Source organism: Arthrobacter hankyongi (assembly GCF_022012395.1).
Classification (GTDB): domain Bacteria; phylum Actinomycetota; class Actinomycetes; order Actinomycetales; family Micrococcaceae; genus Crystallibacter; species Crystallibacter hankyongi.
Window position 1 is genome coordinate 112,786 of the sequence record NZ_JAKLTQ010000013.1, and the last position, 18,532, is coordinate 131,317.

The following is an 18,532-nucleotide window of genomic DNA, read 5'->3' on the forward strand; positions in this document are numbered from 1 at the left end:
AGAAAAATGTCTGTCAAGCCCAGAGTTCCCCGCCGGCTGATTGCCGCAGGTTTCGTGGCACTGGCACTGGCCATGAGTTCCTGCGCGCCGCCGCCGGCGCCGGCGGGCGCCGAGACGAACGCCGCCGCCGAGGCCACCGATCCCAACGCCGTCCTGCGCTACATCTACCCCAACGCACCGGGAACCATGGACCCCCATGTGGTCAATACGGCGTTCGCCAACGTGCCCCTGTTCCTGATTTTTGACCGGCTGGTCCACGTCGACCCCGACGGCAACCCCATTCCGGGCCTGGCCGAGTCCTGGGAGTACTCCAAGGACGGCAAAACGCTGACCCTGAAGCTTCGGAAGGACGTCACCTTCCATGATGGGGACGCCTTCAACGCCGAGGCGGTCAAGGCCAACATCGAACACGGACAGAACGTCGAAGCCTCCTTCGTGAAGACCGACCTGGCCAGCATCACCGACGTCGTCGTCGTGGACGAGCACACGGTAGAGCTGAAGATGGACAACCCCGACGTCGGCATGGTCCTGAAACTGTCCGATCGGGCCGGCGCGATGATCAGCCCCAAGAGCATGAAGAGCGACAACATCAACGTCCATCCGGTAGGCGCCGGCATGTACGAGATGGACGGCGACTACCAGACCGGCGTCAAGTTCGCGGTCAAGAAGTATGAAGGCTATTGGGATCCTGAGGCGCAGGGCCTGGCCGGGATCGAAATGAGCTTCATGGCGGACACCACTGCCATCCTCAACGCGGTCAAGAGCGGCAGCGCTGACGCCGGAGCCGTCCGCGAGCCGGAGATCGACGGCGCCAAGGCCGCGGGCCTGAACGTCGTCGAAGGCTATGACCTGGGCTTCGGCAACCTGCTGATGAATCCCGACGAGGTTCCGGCGCTCAAGGATGAGCGTGTCCGTCTGGCGGTCAACCTGGCCATCGACCGGCAGGAGATTGTGGACGGCGTGCTCTTCGGGTACGGCAAGGTCACTAACCAGCCGTTCCCGGAGGGGTATTTCGCCCACAGCGACAAGGCAGAGAACTACGCCTACGATCCCAAGCGGGCCAAGGAACTGCTGGCCGAGGCCGGCTACCCGGACGGGTTCGAATGGAAGATCACCAACGTTCCGGGCCCGGGCTCGCGGATCAGCGAGGCGCTGGCAGCGCAGCTGGCAGAGGTCGGCATCAAGGTTCAGGTGGAGCAGACCGAAGCGGCGGCGCTGACGGCCGCATACAGTGACGGGACAGCCCACACGCTCAACGTCCGCTGGACCGGGCGTCCGGATCCGACGTCCACACTCGCCCTGATCTTTATGCCGGGTGGCTCCAACAACCCTAGCAACATGGCCTCCAAGCGGGCGATCGAACTCTTCGAGCGGCAGAAGGTCGAAGTCGATCCGCAGAAGCGGGCCGAACTGCTGGCCCAGCTCTCCGACGAACTCGTTGAGCACCCGCCGGCCAGCAACGTTGTGCTCTTCCAGTCGATGACGGCGATCGCGGCAAAACCGGAAGTTGTCGGCCTGGACGGCTACATGACCGGCAAGGTCGAGTTCCGCGGCGTGGGCATGACGAAGTAACTGTACGGTAAGTGGCAATAACGGGGCCCGGTCCACGGCACAACGTGGGCCGGGCCCCACAGCGGGAATGCCGGGCCCGATTCGGACACGAGGAGAAACTGCAGTGGGTTACGAAACCATTAACTACACGGTCGCCGATCAGATTCTGACGATCGAACTGAACCGGCCCGAGAAGATGAATGCGGTCACGCCGCAGATGCGCGAGGAGCTGATTTCGGCGTTCGCCGAGGCGGACAAGGATCCCGAGGTCCGGGCCATCGTGGTCACGGGCAGCGGAAAGGCCTACTGTGCCGGAGCCGATGTGTCCGGGGGATCAAAGACCTTCGATCCCGAGGCGCGCGGCTGGGCCGACACCATGGAGGACTTCCGCGACGGCGGCGGACAGATCACGCTGAAGATCTTCGAGTCCACCAAGCCGGTCATCGGTGCCATCAACGGCGTCGCCGCCGGCCTGGGGGCCACTATGCTGCTGCCGATGGACATCCTGCTGGCGGCGGATACGGCGCGGATCGGCTTCGTTTTCTCCCGCCGCGGCCTCGTGCCCGAAGCCTGCGCCACGTGGTTCCTGCCGAAGAAGGTTGGACTGAGCCGGGCGCTGGAATGGACCATGACGGGACGGCTGATCCCTGCCCGGGAAGCACTCGAATCCGGCCTGGTGCGCAGTATCCATACCGCCGATGAACTGCTGCCCGCGGCGTATGCGCTGGCCCGCGAGATCGCCGACAATGCCGCTCCCGTGGCGGTAGGCATGATTCGCCAGATGATCTGGCGCTTCGCCGGTTCGGACCACCCGATGGACGCGCACCGTGTCGATTCCAAGGTCAACTTCAGTCTGGGCCGTTCCCGCGATGTCGAGGAAGGTATCAAGGCATTCCTGGAGAAGCGTCCCCCGGTCTTCCCCGGCCGGCTGCCCGAGGACGCGCCCCTGGCGTATCCGTGGTGGGAAGAACCCGAGTTCAAGAAATAACGCCGTCGTGCTGCCTGCCGCGTCCGGCCGGCAGAGACTGCTGACAGCAACCTGAAACTAAAGCGAGGAAAATCCATGAGCAACCCTGTCCTGCCGGAATTCCGCCAGCTCGTGCTGCTGACCGGCGATCTTGAAGGAACGCTGCTGAGGGCGCGGAAGGAATTCGATCTGCCGGCGGGATTCCGCGACGAGGTGGCACTGGCCAAGGTCGGGATGAAGCATGAGGTGTTCGGTTTTGACCGCACCTACGTGGAGGTGTGCGAGCCCATCAATCCGGAGTCCTCCGCGGCGCGGTCGCTCGCGAAGAAGGGCGATTCCGGGTTCATGGTCTGCGTGCAGGTCGACGATGCCGAAGCGATGCTTGCCCGGGCCAAGGCCGAGGGGCTCGAGCCGATTGTGAACAAGGACCACCACGGCAGCACCCTGACGCAGTGGCATCCGCGGGACTTCGGCACCATTGCCGAGTTCGACCAGATGCGGCCGGCCGACAGCTGGCATTTCGCCCCGGAAATCTACGAAACCCGCAACAGCAAGGTGGTCGGGGACATTGTGGCGGTGGACCTGGCCGTGGCCGATCCGGCCGCCATGGCCCGGCGCTGGGCCATCGTCACCGGCGGAACCGTGGGCGGGGACGGGGTGTCGGTGCAGCTGGCCACCGCCGTCCTGCGCTTTGCGCAGGTGGAGGGCGTGCTGGGCGTCTATTCGGTGGACTGCCGCGCGGCTGACCGCGCACGCGCAGGGGAAGTCATCCGGCTCGGCGGTGTCGACTTCAAACTGATCTAGCGACCGCAGCATCCAAGCAGACCGGCTCCGGACCTCCCTGTCCGGAGCCGGTTTTGTCTTGACCGAGAGCTCTATCACAGGATATTGTAGGATACAGATTGGTTCAACCAATTTTTGAGACGGCATCGGGAACATCCCGGCATCTGGCCGTCCCTCAGATCCATCCGGCTTCCGCCATGGACAGATGGGCAGAAGCCGTTCCAGAGGAGGAATGATGTACGAGGTAGACGACACGCTTTTCATCAGCGTTCCCGCCGAAGACGAGACGGACAACCCCTGGCTCAAGGGCGCCTTCCGTCCGCAGGGCAGGGAATACAGCGTCAGCGGGGAGCACCTGAAGATCATCGGCAAAGTGCCCGATGACCTGAACGGTATCTACATCCGCAATTCGCACAACAACGCCCAGATGCCGATGGGGATCTACCACCCGTTCGACGGCGACGGCATGCTGCACGCCATGCGCTTCGACGCCGGCAAGGTCGAATACCGCAACAAGTTCGTGCGCACCACCGGCTTCCTGGCCGAGCAGGGGGCTAAGAAGTCGCTGTGGCCGGGCATCCTGCAGCCGAACAATTACCAGCGGCGCGGCTGGGGCTCGATGGGTGTCATGAAGGACAACGCCGGCACGGACGTCATTGCCCATGCCGGGCACGTGATCGCTTCGATGTCGCAGGGATCAGAGCCGTGGTGCCTGAGTCCGACGACGCTGGAGACCTTCGGCGTGAACAAGAACTGGGCCAGCATGGTCCCGGACGGCCTCGCTTCGCACTACAAGGTCGACAACGAGACCGGCGACATGATCTTCTTCAACTACCCGGAGAAGGCGCCCTTTATGAACTACGGCGTGATCAACCGTGACGACAAGATGGTGCACTACGTGCCGATCGAACTGCCCGGCGCGCGCTGGCCGCACGACCTGGGCATGACGAAGAACTACTCGATCCTGCACGACCTGCCGTACTTCTACAATCCGGAAATGCTCAGGAACGGCACCCGGAAGCTTGAGTTCCACAAAGAGATGCCGTCGCGCTTCGGCATCATCCCCCGCTTTGGCCGCACCGAGGACGTCAGGTGGTTCGAGGCCAAGCCGTGCTGGGTCATGCACTTGTCCAACTGCTTCGAGGACGGCGACTGGGTCGTCCAGGACGGCTGCATCTGGGACAACCCGGTCAAGCCGCCGGTCGACGATCCCAATGATGTGTATGCGAAGATCGCCCGGCAGCTGGACAAGCAGGCAACCCATACGCACATGTACCGCTGGATGTTCAACATGCGCACCGGCGAGGTCAAGGAATTCTCGCTGGACGACGAAGTCACCGAGTTCCCGATCGTCAGCAACGACTTCGTCGGGCTCAAGAACCGCTACAGCTACAACTCCATCTTCTCCAGCCACGACTGGGTCATGGACGGCCTGAAGCGCTACGACCTGTTCAGCAATACCGCCGTGCGCTACGAATACGGGCCGGGCCGCTTCGGCAGCGAAGTCTGCGTGGCGATGAAGGACGGGTTCACGTACGAGGACGACGCGTACGTCGTCACCTTCCTCAACGACATGGTCCAGGACCAGTCCGAGTGCGTCATCTTCGACGCGGCCCACATCGAGGCCGGACCGGTTTGCACGATCATCCTGCCCGAACGCATCTCCGCCGGCACCCATGCCTGCTGGGTTGAAGCGGACCGGATTGACGGCGAGAACCGCCAGCTGACGGACAACTACTGGGAAATCAACGCCAATTAGACAGCATTGCGTTAGACAGCATTGCGGCGCCGCCGGCCCATGGAACCAGACTCAGGAACCATGGGCCGGCGGCCTCGTCAGTACCTCAGTTCCCGGTCGAGCGCCGGGACGGATCCATCAATCTGCGCTGCGGCCCGTCCGCGGCTTGTCCCGGAAGATAGCCCATGACTGAAGAATTCGACCTGATCGACATCGATTCCCTGCTCTCCGACGAGGAGCGCGCGCTGCGCGGTTCCGTCCGCTCCTTCGTGGAGTCCGCCATCAAGCCCAACATCGCCGGCTGGTACGAGAAGGCGGTCTTCCCGCTGGAGATCGTGCCCGAAATGGCGAAGCTGGGCCTGCTGGGCATGCACCTGACCGGCTACGGCTGTGCCGGGCGCTCCGCCGTGGACTACGGCCTGGCCGCCGCGGAACTGGAGGCCGGGGACTCCGGGCTGCGCACCTTCGTCTCGGTGCAGGGCTCGCTGGCGATGAGCGCCATCCACAAGCACGGCTCCGAGGAACAGAAGTCCGAGTGGCTGCCGGCCATGGCCAAAGGGGAGGCGATCGGCTGCTTCGGGCTGACCGAACCCACCGCCGGCTCGGACCCCGGGGCCATGAAGACCTTCGCCCGCCGCGACGGGGGCGACTGGGTGCTCAACGGCTCCAAGCGCTGGATCGGCCTGGCCTCGGTGGCGAAGGTCGCGATCATCTGGGCGCAGACCGAGGACGGCGTGCGCGGCTTCGTGGTGCCCACCGGCACCCCCGGCTTCACCGCCACCCCGATCGGACCGAAGCTGTCCATGCGCGCCTCCATCCAGTGCGACATCGAGCTGACCGACGTGCGCCTGCCGGCGGACGCCGTGCTGCCCGGGGCCAAGGGCCTGCGCGGGCCGTTCGAGTGCCTGAACGAGGCCCGCTACGGCATCATCTGGGGCGCCATGGGCGCGGCCCGGGACAGCTACCTGGCCGCCCTGGCCTACGCCCGGGAGCGCCTGCAGTTCGACAGGCCGCTGGCCGGCTACCAGCTGACCCAGGCCAAGCTGGTGGACATGGCCCTGGAAATCAACAAGGGCTTCCTGCTCGCCCTGCACCTGGGCCGGCTCAAGGACGCCGGGGCCCTGCAGCCCCACCAGATTTCGGTGGGCAAGCTGAACAACTGCCGCGAAGCCATCCAGATCTGCCGCGAGGCGCGCGCCATGCTCGGCGGCAACGGCATCACCCTGGACTACCCGCCGCTGCGCCACGCCAACAACCTCGAATCCGTGCGCACCTACGAGGGCACCGACGAAATCCACACCCTGATCCTGGGCAACAGGATCACCGGCATCCCCGCCTTCCGCTGATGAGTACACCCTCCATCGACGGCATTCGGCGCATCCTGGTCATCGGCTCCGGCACCATGGGCAGCCAGATCGGCATGGTCGCGGCGCTGGCCGGCTACGACACGACCGTCCAGGACATTTCCGCAGACATGCTGGCCCAGGCCAAGGCGGATCTGTCCGCGCGGCTGGAGGCGAACGTGGCCAAGGGCCGCCTGGACGCCGCGGACGCGGAGGCCGCCCTGGGCCGGCTGGACTTCTCCACCGAGCTGGACGCCGCCGCGGCCAGCGCGGACTTCGTGATCGAGGCGGCCACCGAGCGGCTGGAGATCAAGGGCCAGATCTTCGCCCGGCTCGGCCGGCTGGCCCCGGACCACGCCATCCTGGCCACCAACTCCTCCACCCTGGGCTCCTCGAAGGTCGCGGCCGCCACCGGCCGGGCCGACCGGGTCTGCAACATGCACTTCTTCAACCCGGCCCTGGTGATGAAATGCGTGGAAGTGGTCCGGCACCCGGACACCTCGCAGGCCACCGTGGACACCGTCATGGAACTGGCCCGCCGCCTGGGCAAGGAACCGGTGCTGATCAACCGCGAGATCCCCGGCTTCATCGCCAACCGGCTGATGGGCGCCATCCAGCGCGAAGCCCTGGCCCTGTCCGCCGCCGGCATCGCCAGCAAGGAAGACATCGACACCACCGCACGCACCGCACTGGGGCACCCGATGGGCCCGTTCGAGCTGATGGACCTGGTCGGCCTGGACGTCATCGACTTCATCGCCCAGGCCACCTACGCCGAGACCGGCAACGAGGCGGACAGGCCCGACCCGCAGGTCGCCGCGCTGGTGGCCGAAGGCCGGCTGGGCCGCAAGAGCGGGGAAGGGTTCTACAGCTACTGATAGCTGCGGTCCCGCCCGGGCTGCCTTGCACAGCACACAGGCCCGGCAGGTGGCGGAATGCTCCGCCACCTGCCGGGCCTGTGTGACTTTATGCCGCCTAGATACGGGGCTGGCCCGGGATCAGCCCGGGGTTCAGCGCGATCTGGACGCTCTTGGAACGGGTGAGGGCATTGAGCGTCTCCGTGCCGCCTTCGGCACCGTAGCCGGACTGGCCGTAGCCGCCGCCGGGGACCATGTCGTTGATGACCCGGTAGGTGTTCACCCAGATGCGTCCGGCATGGATGCCCTGCGCCATGCGGTGGGCCCGGGACAGGTCTGACGTCCAGACACCGGCGGCGAGCCCGAACTTGGTGTCGTTGGCGATCTGCAGCGCCTCGGCCTCGTCCTTGAACTTGAAGACGGACATGACCGGGCCGAAGATCTCTTCCTGGACGATCGTCATGTCGGGCGTGACGTTGGTGAAGATGGTCGGCGGAGCAAAGAACCCGCCGGCCAGCTCCCCGCCCGGCAGCTCGGACTGGGCGGCCACGACGGCGCCTTCGTCGATCCCGGCCTGGATCATCTGCAGGGTCTTGTCACGCTGGCGGGCAGTGACGTGCGGGCCGACCTTGGTGTCTTCCTCTTCGGGGTCGCCAACCTTCAGGGCCTTCACCCGATCGGCCAGGCGGGCCACGAAGTCATCGTGGATCGATTCCTGGACCAGCAGCCGGGAGCCGGCGAAGCACATCTGCCCGGTTGAGCTGAACACGCTGACCATGGCCGCATCGAGGGCTTCCTCGATATCCGCGTCCTCGAAGACAATGTTCGGGGACTTGCCGCCCAGTTCCTGGATGGTCGGGGTCAGGTTGTCCGCCGCGGCGCGGGCAATGATCTTTCCGGTTTCGTGGAAACCGGTGAAGAGCACCAGATCGGTCTGGGGATGGCTGACCATGGCGGCGCCGACGTCGCCGGCGCCGGTGACAACCTGCACCACGCCGTCGGGAATGCCGACTTCGCGGCAGACTTCGGCCAGTTTCAAAGCGGTCAGCGGAGTCTCTTCGGCGGGCTTCAGCACCACGACGTTGCCCATGGCAATCACCGGCGCGACCCGGCGGGTCGCGAACGCGTAGGGGACGTTCCACGGCACAATGCCGGCGACGACGCCGTACGGCTCGCGGACCGTGTAGGTGTGGAAGTCCGGTCCGACCGGGATGGAGGTGCCGAGCAGCTTGTCGGCCCAGCCTGCCCAGTACCGGACGGTACCCGGCATGCGGATGGCCTCGGCGCGGGTTTCGCGGATGGCCTTGCCGGTGTTGCGGGCTTCGATCCGGGCGAACTCCTCGACCAGTTCCTCGAGGCGGTCAGCCAGTTTGAACAGCAGTTTGGCCTTCTCGGTGCCGGAAACCTTCTTCCAGGCTTCGAAACCGGCACGGGCCCGGGCGAAGACCTCATCCAATTCCCCAAGGGAGGTGACGGGAACGGCGTCGTATGCCTCGCCCGTGGACGGACGGTAGATTGTCGAGGTTGCGGTGGTCACGGATACGGTGGTGGTCATTCTGCTTCCTTTGCTCCTGCGGGGGTGAGGCTTCCCAGCGATCCTGAGGTCATGCCGCCATCGACGACGATCTCGGCGCCATTGACATACGACGCGTCGTCGCTAAGCAGGAAGAGGACGGCCTGCGAAATTTCCTGCGGCTGTGCGATCCGGCCCAGGGGAGTGCGGGAGATCGAATTGTCCAGGGCGGAGTTGTTCCGGTGATGGTCGATGAACGGGGTGTCGACCAGGCCGGGGAAGACCGAATTGACGCGGACGCCCTGCACGCCGAGGGACAGGGCGGCGCTCTTGGTCATGGTCCGCACCGCCCCCTTGGTGGCCTGGTACGCGTAGGCGGCCGGCGAGGCAAAGAACCCCAGGGTCGACGAGGTGTTGACGATCGCGCCGCCGCCGGCGTCGATAATCGCCGGTGCGACGGTTTTCATACCGTAGAAAACGCCTGTCTGGTTCACCGAGATGACCCGGTGCCAGGTTTCGTCGCTGCAGTCCAGGACGGATCCTGCGGAGGTGATCCCGGCATTGTTGACCAGGCCGGTCACCTTGCCGAAGACCCGGATGGCCTCGGCAACAATGTTCTCCCAGTCCGCGGCGCTGCTGACATCGAGTTTGGCGAAGTGCGCGCTGCCGCCGGCCAGAATAATTTCGTCGGCTACTTTCTGGCCCCTGGCGGTGTCGATATCGCCCAGGACGACGGACGCACCGGCTTCGGCCAGGAGCCTGGCATGCGCTTCGCCCTGGCCCATGGCTGCGCCACTGATGATGACGACTTTCTTATCCAACCGACTTGGCACGGAATCCTTCTCTCCTGTGGGTGCGGTCCTCGATGAGGACCGGCATGTGCGGATTTTTCCTTGTTCCGGGCGGCCGAGCGCCTGCCGCAGATGGCGGGACCAGGCTCTTGCACCGAGCCCCCTACTGGTGCAGTAGATCACAAAATCAATTTTGGTTCAACCAATTTGCCCAGCTGCTTGACGTGACGGCGCGCACTGCCTAGTCTCGAAGATAGCTCCAGAGGTTGAACCAATTTTTCCTCTGGAAGAACCCCCTGACAGCCCGGCCGGACCGGCCGCCGCGCAGCAAGAACCACCGGAGTACCAGCAGCCATGCAAAAGTTTCACGCCAACAACCCGAGGCACGACCAGGTGCGGGATTATCTGCTGGACCGAATCCAGGACGGTGCGCTGAAGGCGGGCGAGGCGCTGCCGCCGGAACGGAAAATGGCCGAGCAGCTGGGGGTCTCGCGGCATACGGTGCGGCAGGCACTTTCCGCGCTGGAAGGATTCGGCCTGGTCGAGATCCGCCACGGGTCGGGCATCTACGTGACCGGCTCCGCCTCCGACGATGCGGTTGTCCGCGTTGCGGAGGCGATCATCGACCGGGAGGGGTCCATTCCCAAGATCGTGGAAGTGCGCCGGGGCATCGAGCCGTATATTGCCCGGCTGGCCGCGGAACGCCGGACGGAGGAAAACCTGCGCATCCTGGAGCCGCTGACGGTGTTTATCCGGGACGAGGATGCCGCGGAGGCGGGGGTGGAAAGGACGTCCTTCCACCGGGAAATTGCCAAAGCGACGCAGAACTTGGTTTTTGACGGCGTCATGCGCACCTTGATTACCGGACCACGGCGTGCCGAGGGCTTCATCAAGGTCATCCCGAAAGCGCAGGAATTATGGGAAGCCCAGCACCGCGGAATTTTCGCGGCCATCAGGGATGGCGACGGCGACCTGGCCGAACGGCTCATGGCCGAGCACATGGACCACGTGTCCGAAGCGGTGCAGAACATTGAGTAGCTTGCGCGGCACCGGAGCGGGCCGCATCGATTCGAAGGAGGACATCTTGCTGAGTGTGGTTTTTCTGCCCGGCGTCAACAATGTCGCGACCCTGTGGGAGCCGGTGGTGGAATCCATCGAGGAGCCGATCAGTCCGCTGCTGCTGGACCTTCCGCCGCTGGAGAGTGTGGAAGCGATCGCGCAGGAGCTGGAAGCCGCCCTGCCGGACAGGTTTGTGCTGGTCGGGCACTCCTTCGGCGGCATGGTGGGCCTGGCCATGCTTGAAGCCTTCGCGGACCGTTTCGCCGGCATCGCCCTGGTTGCCAGCCGCGCCGGGGCCGATTCACCGCAGCTGCGCCAGGCCAAGCTGGAACGCGCGGAGGCCGCCCGCCGCGATGGCCATGAGAAATTCGTCCTGACCCGCGGTGACCGCGTCTTCCACCCCGATTTCGCGCAGGATCCGAAGATCCTCGCCCAGCGTGAAATAGATGTCCGCGCTTATGGAACCGCACGGTATGTAGCGCACCAGATTGCGATGGCCAACCGCCCGGACCGCACACAGGTGCTGAGGGACGCCGGCATCCCCAAGCTCATCATCGCTCCCGAAGACGATGTGGTGATCGAATCGGCCTACCAGGCGTCGCTGGCCGAGCAGGTCGGCGCGCAACTGGTCAGCATCGAGCGGACCGGACACATGCTTCCAGCCGAGAATCCCACCCGGCTGGGCCAGGAACTGGGCGCGTGGTTGTCCACCGTCAGCCTGGCAACCGCCAACTAACCATCAACCATGAAGGACCATCAGATGACTTCAGCACTGCCGGAATACCACGTCAGCGGATCCGGGGACACCACGATCTTCATGCTGCACGGCGCCTACGGCGACGGCCGCTACTTTGCCAATACCGAGCGTGTGCTCGCAGACGCCGGCTTCCGCGTCCTGGTCTGGAACTGCCCGGGCTACGGCGAGGAAGCTACGCCCTCGGATTTCTCCATCGATCTCGCCGGCGACGCGGCCGCGGCCCTGATCGCGGCCGAGGGCACCGGGACCAATATCGTCCTCGGTCACTCCATGGGGGCACTGATTGCGCCGAATGCAGCCATGAAGTCGGAGGGGCGGGTGCACGGCATCATCCTGTCCGGCGCATCGGTAGGATTCCAGAACCGCACGCCGGAGGACCAGGCGCGTTTCCTCCGGGAGCGCATTTCCCCGATTACCGACGGCGGCATGACGGTGGCGGAGTATGCTCCGGGACTGCTGAAGACGATGATGGCGCCGGGTGCCTCCGGCGATTTGGTGGACCTCGTTGGGAAGGTCGTCACCGAAATGAAGACGGAAACCTTCATGGCCTCCATGAAGGCGCTGACTTCCTACAACAATATGCCCGCGACCCAGGCGATCAACGTTCCCACCCTGCTGCTGTCCGGCGAATTCGACACGGCATGCCCCCCGGCGGGCATGGAGAAGCTGGCCGAAATCATCCCCGACTCCGAATACCACATGATCCGCGACGCCGGACACTATGCATTCGCCGAGCAGCCGGATGTCTTCCACCGCCTCGTCATCGAATTCCTCAACCGGCGCTTCGGCCGGTAACGGCCCGAATTCCACTCAAGGATCAGGAGAAGAACAGTGTCAACCGATCTTATGACCCTGCAGAATCCGCTGCCGGCTATTCCCATGACCAGGGGATGCCCGTTCAGCCCGCCGGCGGAGTACGAGCAGCTGCGCCAGGCGGCAGAATGGCACAAGGTCACCGTCATGGATGGCCGGCAGATCTGGATGGTGCCGACGTATTCGGCGGTCCGGGCCGTCCTCGGCGATCCGCGGTTCAGCGCGGAACGGGACAGGCCGGGCTTTCCCTACATCAACCAGTCGCAGAAAGAGCTGATCAAGTCCAGTCCGGCAATGGTGACGGTGGACGAGCCGCTGCACAGCCAGATCCGCCGGCGTGCCACCTACGCCTTCACCGGCAAGCGCGTGGAGGCGCTGCGGGAATCCACGCAGCAGCTGGTCGACAGCCTCATTGACGACATGCTGGCCAAGGGCGGTCCGCTGGATCTCGTGACGGAGTTCGCCCTGGTCATTCCCTCGACCATCATTTCGGGAATCCTGGGCGTTCCGGCCGAGGACCACCAGCATTTCCACGAACTGACCAACAAGATCTTCACGCTGACCAACGGCCCGGAGGGTGTAGCCGCTGGCCGCCTTGGCCTGGAAGCCTATATCCGGGAACTGGTCCTCCTGAAGGTCCAGGAGCCGAAGGACGACCTGATCAGCAGGTACGTCACGGAGTACCTGAACACCGGCGAACTTGAACTCGAAGAGGTCGTCACGCAGATCAGGACACTGCTGATCGCAGGCCACGAAACCACCTCGAGCATGATCGCTCTGGGCGCGGCGTTCCTGATGGAACACCCGCAGTACCGTGAGCAGCTCCGCCAGGGCGACGACAAGATCGCCGCCGGAGCCGTGGAGGAGATGCTGCGGTACCTGAACATCATGCACCGGGGCCTGGTCAGGATGGCGCTGGAAGACGTGGAGATCGAGGGCAAGCTCATCAAGAAGGGCGAAGGCGTCCTGTGCGCGCTGAACTCGGCCAACCGGGACGCAGAGGTGTTTGCCAAGCCGGATGAACTCGACTTCGAGAACCCGAACCGAAACCATGTCGCCTTCGGCTTCGGCATCCACCAGTGCCTTGGCCAGGGGCTGGCCCGGATGGAAATGCAGGTTGCTTTCAAGACACTGTTCACCCGGATCCCGGACCTGAAGATTGCCATCCCCCTTTCCGAGGTCCCGTTCAAGACGGACGTCACGGTCTACGGCGTACATTGCCTGCCGGTTACCTGGTAGCAGCCGGTTCCGCAGAAGAAGCAGAAGAAATTCAGGAGAGAATCATGTTGAAAGTCAAACTCGACCAGGACAAGTGCGTCAGCGGCGGGCAGTGCGTTTTTGCCGCGCCCGAGGTATTCGACCAGCGTGACGAGGACGGTGTCGCCGTCCTGCTGCGGGAGGACGTCCCGGCAGAGTTGGTCGACGGCGTGCGCGAGGCGGCTGATATTTGCCCGGCGCTGGCCATCACACTGCAAGAGAACTAAGGCCGGCACGGCTTTCGGGGGACAGGAACCATCATGGTGGATACAGCTTCAGTCGTCATCGTCGGCGCCGGCCACAGCGGCTTCCAGACCGCTAAATCGCTACGCGATTCAGGCTTCACGGGTCCCGTCACGGTGCTCAACGGGGATGCCGAGGCGCCGTATCAGCGTCCCCCGCTTTCCAAGGCCTACCTGACCGGCAAATCGGGCTTCGACGATCTTCGCTTCGCTGCTCAGGAGTTCTATGCCCGGATGGACATCACACTCCGCAACGGAGTGCGGGCCGAAACCATCAACCCTGCCGGCCGGACCCTGGGCCTCAGCGACGGCACTATCCTGCCGTACGGGCATCTGGTGCTGGCGACCGGAACAAAACCGCGTGAACTCACCGTTCCGGGCAGCGATGCGGACGGCGTCGTTGGGCTGCGGTCGGTTGCCGATGCCGACGACATTGCGGCGCGCTTGGAAACGAGCCGCAATGTCGTCGTGATCGGCGCAGGCTTCATCGGCCTGGAATTCGTCTCGGTGGCCGTCGCGAAAGGCCACACGCCGGTTGTGCTCGAATTCGCTCCGCGGATCCTGGGCCGGGCGGCTTCGGAACCGGTCAGCGAATATTTCCTGTCCCACTATCGGCAGCAGGGCGTCGACTTCCGGCTGGGAACCGCTGTGGAGCGGATCGAAACCATCGACGGCAAAGCCGTTGCCGTCGTCGACAGCAAAGGCACGCGGCACCCGGCCGATCTCGTCGTCGTCGGCATCGGGGTGCTTCCCGAGACCTCGCTCGCCGAGCAGGCAGGACTGACGATCGACAACGGCATCTTCGTGGATGAATTCCTGGGCACCAGCGATCCGCACATCTCCGCCGTTGGAGACTGCTGCAGTTATCCCTCGACGACGGCGGGCCGTGTTGTCCGGCTTGAGTCGGTGCAGAATGCCACCGATCACGGACGCTGCGTGGCGGCGAAGATTGTCGGAACCCCGCGGCCCTACATGGAACTGCCCTGGTTCTGGAGCGATCAGGGGACCAAGAAGCTGCAGATCGCCGGACTGAATTTCGGCAGCGACCAGCAGGTGATCCGCGGTGACCTGGGCGGCGGCAAGTTCTCCGTTTTCATGTACAACGACGGGGAGCTGGTAGCTGTCGATTCGGTGGACCGTCCGATGGACCATATGTCGGCCCGGCGGCTGATGGCGGCCAAGGTGCCGCTGTCTCCGCAGGACGCCGGGGATCCGGACTTTGACCTGAAGGCATTTGCACTCAAGGCACGGACGGCCGCCGCCACCGGCGCCTAGCATTCGCAGCTAGTGCTGAGGGTCCCGCTGCGAGCTTGCGAGCGGTGGGGAAGGCACGACGCGCTGCCCCGTTCCGCTCCGGCGCCGCGACAATGAAGGGTACGTCTTGACGAAAAGCGCGGGATCCGGGCTGCTGGCCGTGCTGACCTGCGCCATGGGCATCGGGCCGCTGATCAATCTCGGCATTGGCGCGACCAGTTCCCAGGTCATCCACGACATGGGCATCACCGACGGCCAGTACGGCCTGCTGAGTACCGTTTGCTTTGTTATGGCAGCGCTCGGTTCACTGTCGCTGGGACGGTTGAGCGACCGGATCTCGAGCCGTTCGCAGTTGGTGATTATTTTCGGCGGCGCAGCGCTCACCATGCTGATGGCGGCCGTTGCCCCCGGTTTCGGGTGGCTGTTGGGAATCTTTGCCCTGTCCGGCCTGGCCCAGGCGATGTCAAACCCGGCGACGAACCGGCTGACCGCCCTACATGCCCCGGCCGGCAGGCAGGAGGCCTGGATCGGCGTCAAACAGTCGGGATTGCAGGCCAGCCAGTTGTTTGCAGGGTTGTTCTTCCCCGCCGCTGCGCTGCTGGTCGGCTGGCGGGGTGCGATGGGGCTGGCCGCGGCCCTGGGCGCAGGCATGCTGTTCTGGGCCGTGCGCCGGCTACCTGCGGAACCGTTCCGCCCAAGCCGCCCCGTTCGGCATTCGGCGCCAAGCCGGGGACCTGGTGCGCTGGCGGTCAGTGGGCGGCGACGGCACAGATCCTACGGGCCGATGGTATGGATTTATGCCCTTCAGATATGTCTGACCAGCATTGGACTGACGGCGACGAATGTCTACCTGCCGCTCTTCGCCCAGCGAGGGCTTGGCTATTCCCTGGTTGTCGGCGGCCTGACGACGGCGCTCGCCGGTGGCGTCGGCGTCGTATCGCGTATCTTCTGGACGCGGCGGATGGCAGCCGGGGCCGAAGCCGGCAAACTGATGGTTCTGCTTGCCGCCGGGTCGGTGGCCAGTGCCCTCTGCCTGATGATGTCGGGTGTACTCCAGTTTGGGACGCTGTTGTGGGTGGGTGTGGTGCTCCATGCCGGCATGACGATGGGCGTGAACTCAATCATCATGGCCACGGTCATGCGTATGGTTCCGCCGGCATCCTCCGGTGGGGCAACTGGAATTGTTTCCCTGGGCATGTATGTAGGTATTGGGCTGGCACCGTTCTCGATGGGACTGCTGGTGGATGCCACCGGTGGTTTTACCGTCGGCTGGCTGTTCCTGGCCGCCGTCAACACCGTATGCCTCCTGTTGGCCGGTGCGGTCTGGATCAAGCAGAGGCGCTGATCCGGCCGCTCCGGACACACACTGCCGCGCAACGGGCCGCCGGTGTCCGGCCCGATGCCTGGGATCTTTGGACTTCTGAATTCATACTTGAAACGGCGCTGCAGGGATGCACCATCAGGTGTTGGATCCAGATGAAAACTCGGTCACAAATCTAGGCAGACTCTCAATTTCGTAGTAATCTCGGTTACATGACCTCTACATTCAAGATCTCAATTGTTGGCGGATCCGGCCCGCAGGGCAAAGCCCTGGCCTATCGTTTCGCGAAGGCGGGACACACGGTAGCGCTTGGTTCCCGCTCGGCCGATCGTTCGCAGGCGGCCGCCGAAGAAGTCAATAACCGCCTGGAGGGCTCCGGGAACGTGAACGGAATGGAGAATTCCGATTCACTGCAGGGTGCCGATGTGGTGTTGCTCGCGGTCCCGTATGAAGGCCACGCGGAGCTCGTCACCTCCCTGGCCGGGGATCTGGCCGGGAAGGTCGTCATCAGCTGTGTGAACCCCCTTGGCTTCGACAAGCGCGGCCCGTACGGGCTGGATGTGCCGGAAAGTGCCGCCGAAGAGGCGCAGCGGCTGGCGCCCGGAGCCGCGGTCGTCGGGGCATTCCACCATCTTTCGGCCCCGAACCTGTGGGGTCCCGCACCCTTCCTGGACCATGAGGATGTTCTGGTGTGCGGCGACGATGCCGAGGCCAAGTCGACAGCGATCGAACTGGCCCGGGCGGTCACCGGCAGGGACGGCATCGATGCCGGGGCGCTGCGGCTCGCCCGCCAGCTCGAACCGCTGACCGCCGTGCTGATCAGCATCAACAAGCGGTACAAGACCCGGTCCGGAGTGCAGATTACGGGCGTGTCGGCCTAGGCCGGCCCGTGTAGGATCTGGCGGGAAAGCGGAGCTAACAGGAGCAGGGAAGCAGATGAAGAACATCACGGTTCTGGCCGGCGGCGTCGGCGGGGCGCGGTTTGTCCGCGGGCTGCTGTCCCGCCTGGCCGCCGCGTACCCGGCGGATACGCCGTCGGGTTCCTCGGTAGCGGTGACCGTGGTCGCGAACACCGGTGATGACATGTGGCTGAACGGGCTGCGGGTGTGCCCGGACCTGGACACCCTGATGTACACCCTGGGCGGCGGGATCGCGGAGGAGCAGGGCTGGGGCCGGGCCGGGGAGAGCCGGCGGACCTCGGCGGAAATTGCCGCGTACGGGCGGGGCTGGGACTGGTTCACGCTCGGGGACCTGGACCTGGCCACCCATATTGTCCGCTCGGAGCTGCTGCGCGAGGGGGCGACGCTGAGCCAGGCCACGGAGTTTTTGTGCCGCCGCTGGCGGCCGGGGGCCAGGCTGCTGCCGATGAGTGATCAGCCGGTGGAAACCCATGTGAAGTTGGCGGCGGCCGCCGACGAACATGCCGCAGGGGATTTGGTCCATTTCGAGGAGTGGTGGGTCCGGTACCGGGCCGGGGTGCCGGCGGCCGGGTTCGTGCAGGTGGGCCTGGATTCGGCGACCGCGGCCCCGGGCGTGGTCGAGGCCATCCTGGAGGCCGACGCCGTGATCGTTCCGCCGTCGAACCCGGTGGTGTCGGTGGGGACCATCCTGGCCGTGCCGGGTATCGGCGAGGCGGTGCGGGCCACGGCTGCGCCGGTGGTCGGGGTATCGCCGATCATCGGCGGGGCCGCGGTGCGCGGGATGGCGGACGCGTGCCTGGCGGCCATCGGCGTGCCGGCCACGGCGGCCGGCGTCGGATTTCATTACGGGGCTCGAAACAGGGGTGGACTGCTGGACGGCTGGCTGGTGGACACCGCCGACGCGGACGCCGTCCCGCAGTTGGAGGAGGCCGGAATCCGCGCTGCGGCCGTGCCCCTGTGGATGACCGACGTGCCGGCCACCACGGCGATGGCTGCGGCCGCGCTGGAACTGGTTCCGGCCCCGGCCCCGTCCTGATATCCATTCCCGCGTCCACGAGCAACTACACAACCCATTGGAGCGTTGAGCATGTCTGATAACGAATCGTTCGTTCCGTCCGAGAGCGCGCTGCGCCGGGCGCTGCGCCGTGCCGAAGACGGCGTGGTGCTGAACGAGGTGGAGGCCGAGACGCTGCTGCATGCCCGCGGCGAACACCTGGAGCGGCTGCTGGCGGCGGCCTCCCGGGTGCGCGATGCCGGGCTTCAGCAGGCCGGGCGGCCGGGGACGGTCACGTATTCGCGCAAGGTGTTCATCCCGGTGACGCAGCTGTGCCGGGACCGCTGCCATTACTGCACCTTCGCCCAGACACCC

17 protein-coding genes and 1 pseudogene are annotated in these 18,532 nt (G+C 65.1%); 16 read left to right on the forward strand and 2 right to left on the reverse strand.

Annotation, left to right across the window (positions count from 1 at the left end; genetic code table 11):
- Positions 1–6: 6 nt before the first annotated feature.
- From LVY72_RS16170 to LVY72_RS16195, 6 genes are all read left to right on the forward strand, one after another.
- Positions 7–1,572, forward strand: coding sequence for an ABC transporter substrate-binding protein (locus LVY72_RS16170; protein ID WP_237822739.1), 1,566 nt, complete (start codon positions 7–9; stop codon positions 1,570–1,572).
- Between the two features lie 103 nt (positions 1,573–1,675).
- On the forward strand, positions 1,676–2,539 hold the full coding sequence (locus LVY72_RS16175) for a crotonase/enoyl-CoA hydratase family protein (protein WP_237822741.1): 864 nt from the start codon (positions 1,676–1,678) through the stop codon (positions 2,537–2,539).
- Positions 2,540–2,614: 75 nt separating this feature from the next.
- Entirely contained in the window at positions 2,615–3,322 is a 708-nt protein-coding gene (locus LVY72_RS16180) for a VOC family protein (protein WP_237822743.1), read from the forward strand.
- A gap of 211 nt (positions 3,323–3,533) precedes the next feature.
- A complete protein-coding gene (locus tag LVY72_RS16185; protein ID WP_237822745.1) occupies positions 3,534–5,060 on the forward strand; it encodes a carotenoid oxygenase family protein in 1,527 nt (508 codons plus the stop codon).
- Between the two features lie 164 nt (positions 5,061–5,224).
- Positions 5,225–6,385 carry an acyl-CoA dehydrogenase family protein gene (locus LVY72_RS16190; protein ID WP_237822747.1) on the forward strand — a complete coding sequence of 387 codons (1,161 nt, stop codon included), beginning with the start codon at positions 5,225–5,227 and terminating at the stop codon, positions 6,383–6,385.
- Positions 6,385–7,257 (forward strand): 3-hydroxyacyl-CoA dehydrogenase family protein, encoded by an 873-nt coding sequence (locus tag LVY72_RS16195; protein ID WP_237822749.1) that lies wholly within the window; start codon positions 6,385–6,387, stop codon positions 7,255–7,257. The genes LVY72_RS16190 and LVY72_RS16195 overlap by 1 nt, the downstream gene beginning before the upstream one ends.
- Positions 7,258–7,354: 97 nt before the next feature.
- On the opposite strand, the gene LVY72_RS16200 is transcribed toward LVY72_RS16195, so the two are convergent.
- Positions 7,355–8,791 carry an aldehyde dehydrogenase family protein gene (locus LVY72_RS16200; protein WP_237822751.1) on the reverse strand — a complete coding sequence of 479 codons (1,437 nt, stop codon included), beginning with the start codon at positions 8,789–8,791 and terminating at the stop codon, positions 7,355–7,357.
- Positions 8,788–9,582, reverse strand: a complete 795-nt coding sequence (locus tag LVY72_RS16205; RefSeq protein ID WP_237822753.1) for an SDR family NAD(P)-dependent oxidoreductase — start codon at positions 9,580–9,582, stop codon at positions 8,788–8,790. The genes LVY72_RS16200 and LVY72_RS16205 overlap by 4 nt, the downstream gene beginning before the upstream one ends.
- 312 nt (positions 9,583–9,894) lie before the next feature.
- Here LVY72_RS16205 and LVY72_RS24445 point away from each other — a divergent pair, with 312 nt between their 5' ends.
- From LVY72_RS24445 to fbiC, 10 genes and pseudogenes are all read left to right on the forward strand, one after another.
- A complete protein-coding gene (locus tag LVY72_RS24445; RefSeq protein ID WP_269092579.1) occupies positions 9,895–10,578 on the forward strand; it encodes a FadR/GntR family transcriptional regulator in 684 nt (227 codons plus the stop codon).
- Between the two features lie 55 nt (positions 10,579–10,633).
- A complete protein-coding gene (locus LVY72_RS16220) occupies positions 10,634–11,335 on the forward strand; it encodes an alpha/beta fold hydrolase (protein ID WP_237822774.1) in 702 nt (233 codons plus the stop codon).
- A gap of 24 nt (positions 11,336–11,359) precedes the next feature.
- Positions 11,360–12,151: an alpha/beta fold hydrolase gene (locus tag LVY72_RS16225; RefSeq protein WP_237822755.1), complete on the forward strand. Its 792-nt coding sequence runs from the start codon at positions 11,360–11,362 to the stop codon at positions 12,149–12,151.
- 36 nt (positions 12,152–12,187) lie between these two features.
- Positions 12,188–13,408, forward strand: a complete 1,221-nt coding sequence (locus tag LVY72_RS16230) for a cytochrome P450 (protein ID WP_237822757.1) — start codon at positions 12,188–12,190, stop codon at positions 13,406–13,408.
- Positions 13,409–13,452: 44 nt separating this feature from the next.
- The gene (locus LVY72_RS16235; RefSeq protein WP_237822759.1) at positions 13,453–13,653 is read left to right on the forward strand and encodes a ferredoxin; all 201 of its coding nucleotides are present in this window, start codon (positions 13,453–13,455) and stop codon (positions 13,651–13,653) included.
- Positions 13,654–13,686: 33 nt separating this feature from the next.
- Positions 13,687–14,943 (forward strand): NAD(P)/FAD-dependent oxidoreductase, encoded by a 1,257-nt coding sequence (locus tag LVY72_RS16240; protein WP_237822761.1) that lies wholly within the window; start codon positions 13,687–13,689, stop codon positions 14,941–14,943.
- Positions 14,944–15,049: 106 nt separating this feature from the next.
- Positions 15,050–16,267, forward strand: coding sequence for an MFS transporter (locus tag LVY72_RS16245; protein ID WP_237822762.1), 1,218 nt, complete (start codon positions 15,050–15,052; stop codon positions 16,265–16,267).
- Positions 16,268–16,455: 188 nt separating this feature from the next.
- Complete coding sequence (gene npdG / locus LVY72_RS16250) at positions 16,456–17,124, forward strand: NADPH-dependent F420 reductase (protein ID WP_237822764.1); 669 nt, start codon at positions 16,456–16,458, stop codon at positions 17,122–17,124.
- A gap of 55 nt (positions 17,125–17,179) precedes the next feature.
- Entirely contained in the window at positions 17,180–18,199 is a 1,020-nt protein-coding gene (gene cofD / locus LVY72_RS16255) for a 2-phospho-L-lactate transferase (protein ID WP_237822766.1), read from the forward strand.
- Between the two features lie 51 nt (positions 18,200–18,250).
- Positions 18,251–18,532 (forward strand): annotated as a pseudogene (fbiC, locus tag LVY72_RS16260) (7,8-didemethyl-8-hydroxy-5-deazariboflavin synthase); the annotation flags it as partial.

What these genes read in the sequence shown, in the direction of transcription:
- LVY72_RS16170 (WP_237822739.1), top strand. Translation starts at nt 7, where the DNA reads ATGTCTGTCAAGCCCAGAGTTCCCCGCCGGCTGATTGCCGCAGGTTTC.
- LVY72_RS16180 (WP_237822743.1), top strand. Translation starts at nt 2,615, where the DNA reads ATGAGCAACCCTGTCCTGCCGGAATTCCGCCAGCTCGTGCTGCTGACC.
- LVY72_RS16185 (WP_237822745.1), top strand. Translation starts at nt 3,534, where the DNA reads ATGATGTACGAGGTAGACGACACGCTTTTCATCAGCGTTCCCGCCGAA.
- LVY72_RS16190 (WP_237822747.1), top strand. Translation starts at nt 5,225, where the DNA reads ATGACTGAAGAATTCGACCTGATCGACATCGATTCCCTGCTCTCCGAC.
- LVY72_RS16195 (WP_237822749.1), top strand. Translation starts at nt 6,385, where the DNA reads ATGAGTACACCCTCCATCGACGGCATTCGGCGCATCCTGGTCATCGGC.
- LVY72_RS16200 (WP_237822751.1), bottom strand. Translation starts at nt 8,791, where the DNA reads ATGACCACCACCGTATCCGTGACCACCGCAACCTCGACAATCTACCGT.
- LVY72_RS24445 (WP_269092579.1), top strand. Translation starts at nt 9,895, where the DNA reads ATGCAAAAGTTTCACGCCAACAACCCGAGGCACGACCAGGTGCGGGAT.
- LVY72_RS16225 (WP_237822755.1), top strand. Translation starts at nt 11,360, where the DNA reads ATGACTTCAGCACTGCCGGAATACCACGTCAGCGGATCCGGGGACACC.
- LVY72_RS16235 (WP_237822759.1), top strand. Translation starts at nt 13,453, where the DNA reads ATGTTGAAAGTCAAACTCGACCAGGACAAGTGCGTCAGCGGCGGGCAG.
- LVY72_RS16240 (WP_237822761.1), top strand. Translation starts at nt 13,687, where the DNA reads ATGGTGGATACAGCTTCAGTCGTCATCGTCGGCGCCGGCCACAGCGGC.
- npdG (WP_237822764.1), top strand. Translation starts at nt 16,456, where the DNA reads ATGACCTCTACATTCAAGATCTCAATTGTTGGCGGATCCGGCCCGCAG.
- cofD (WP_237822766.1), top strand. Translation starts at nt 17,180, where the DNA reads ATGAAGAACATCACGGTTCTGGCCGGCGGCGTCGGCGGGGCGCGGTTT.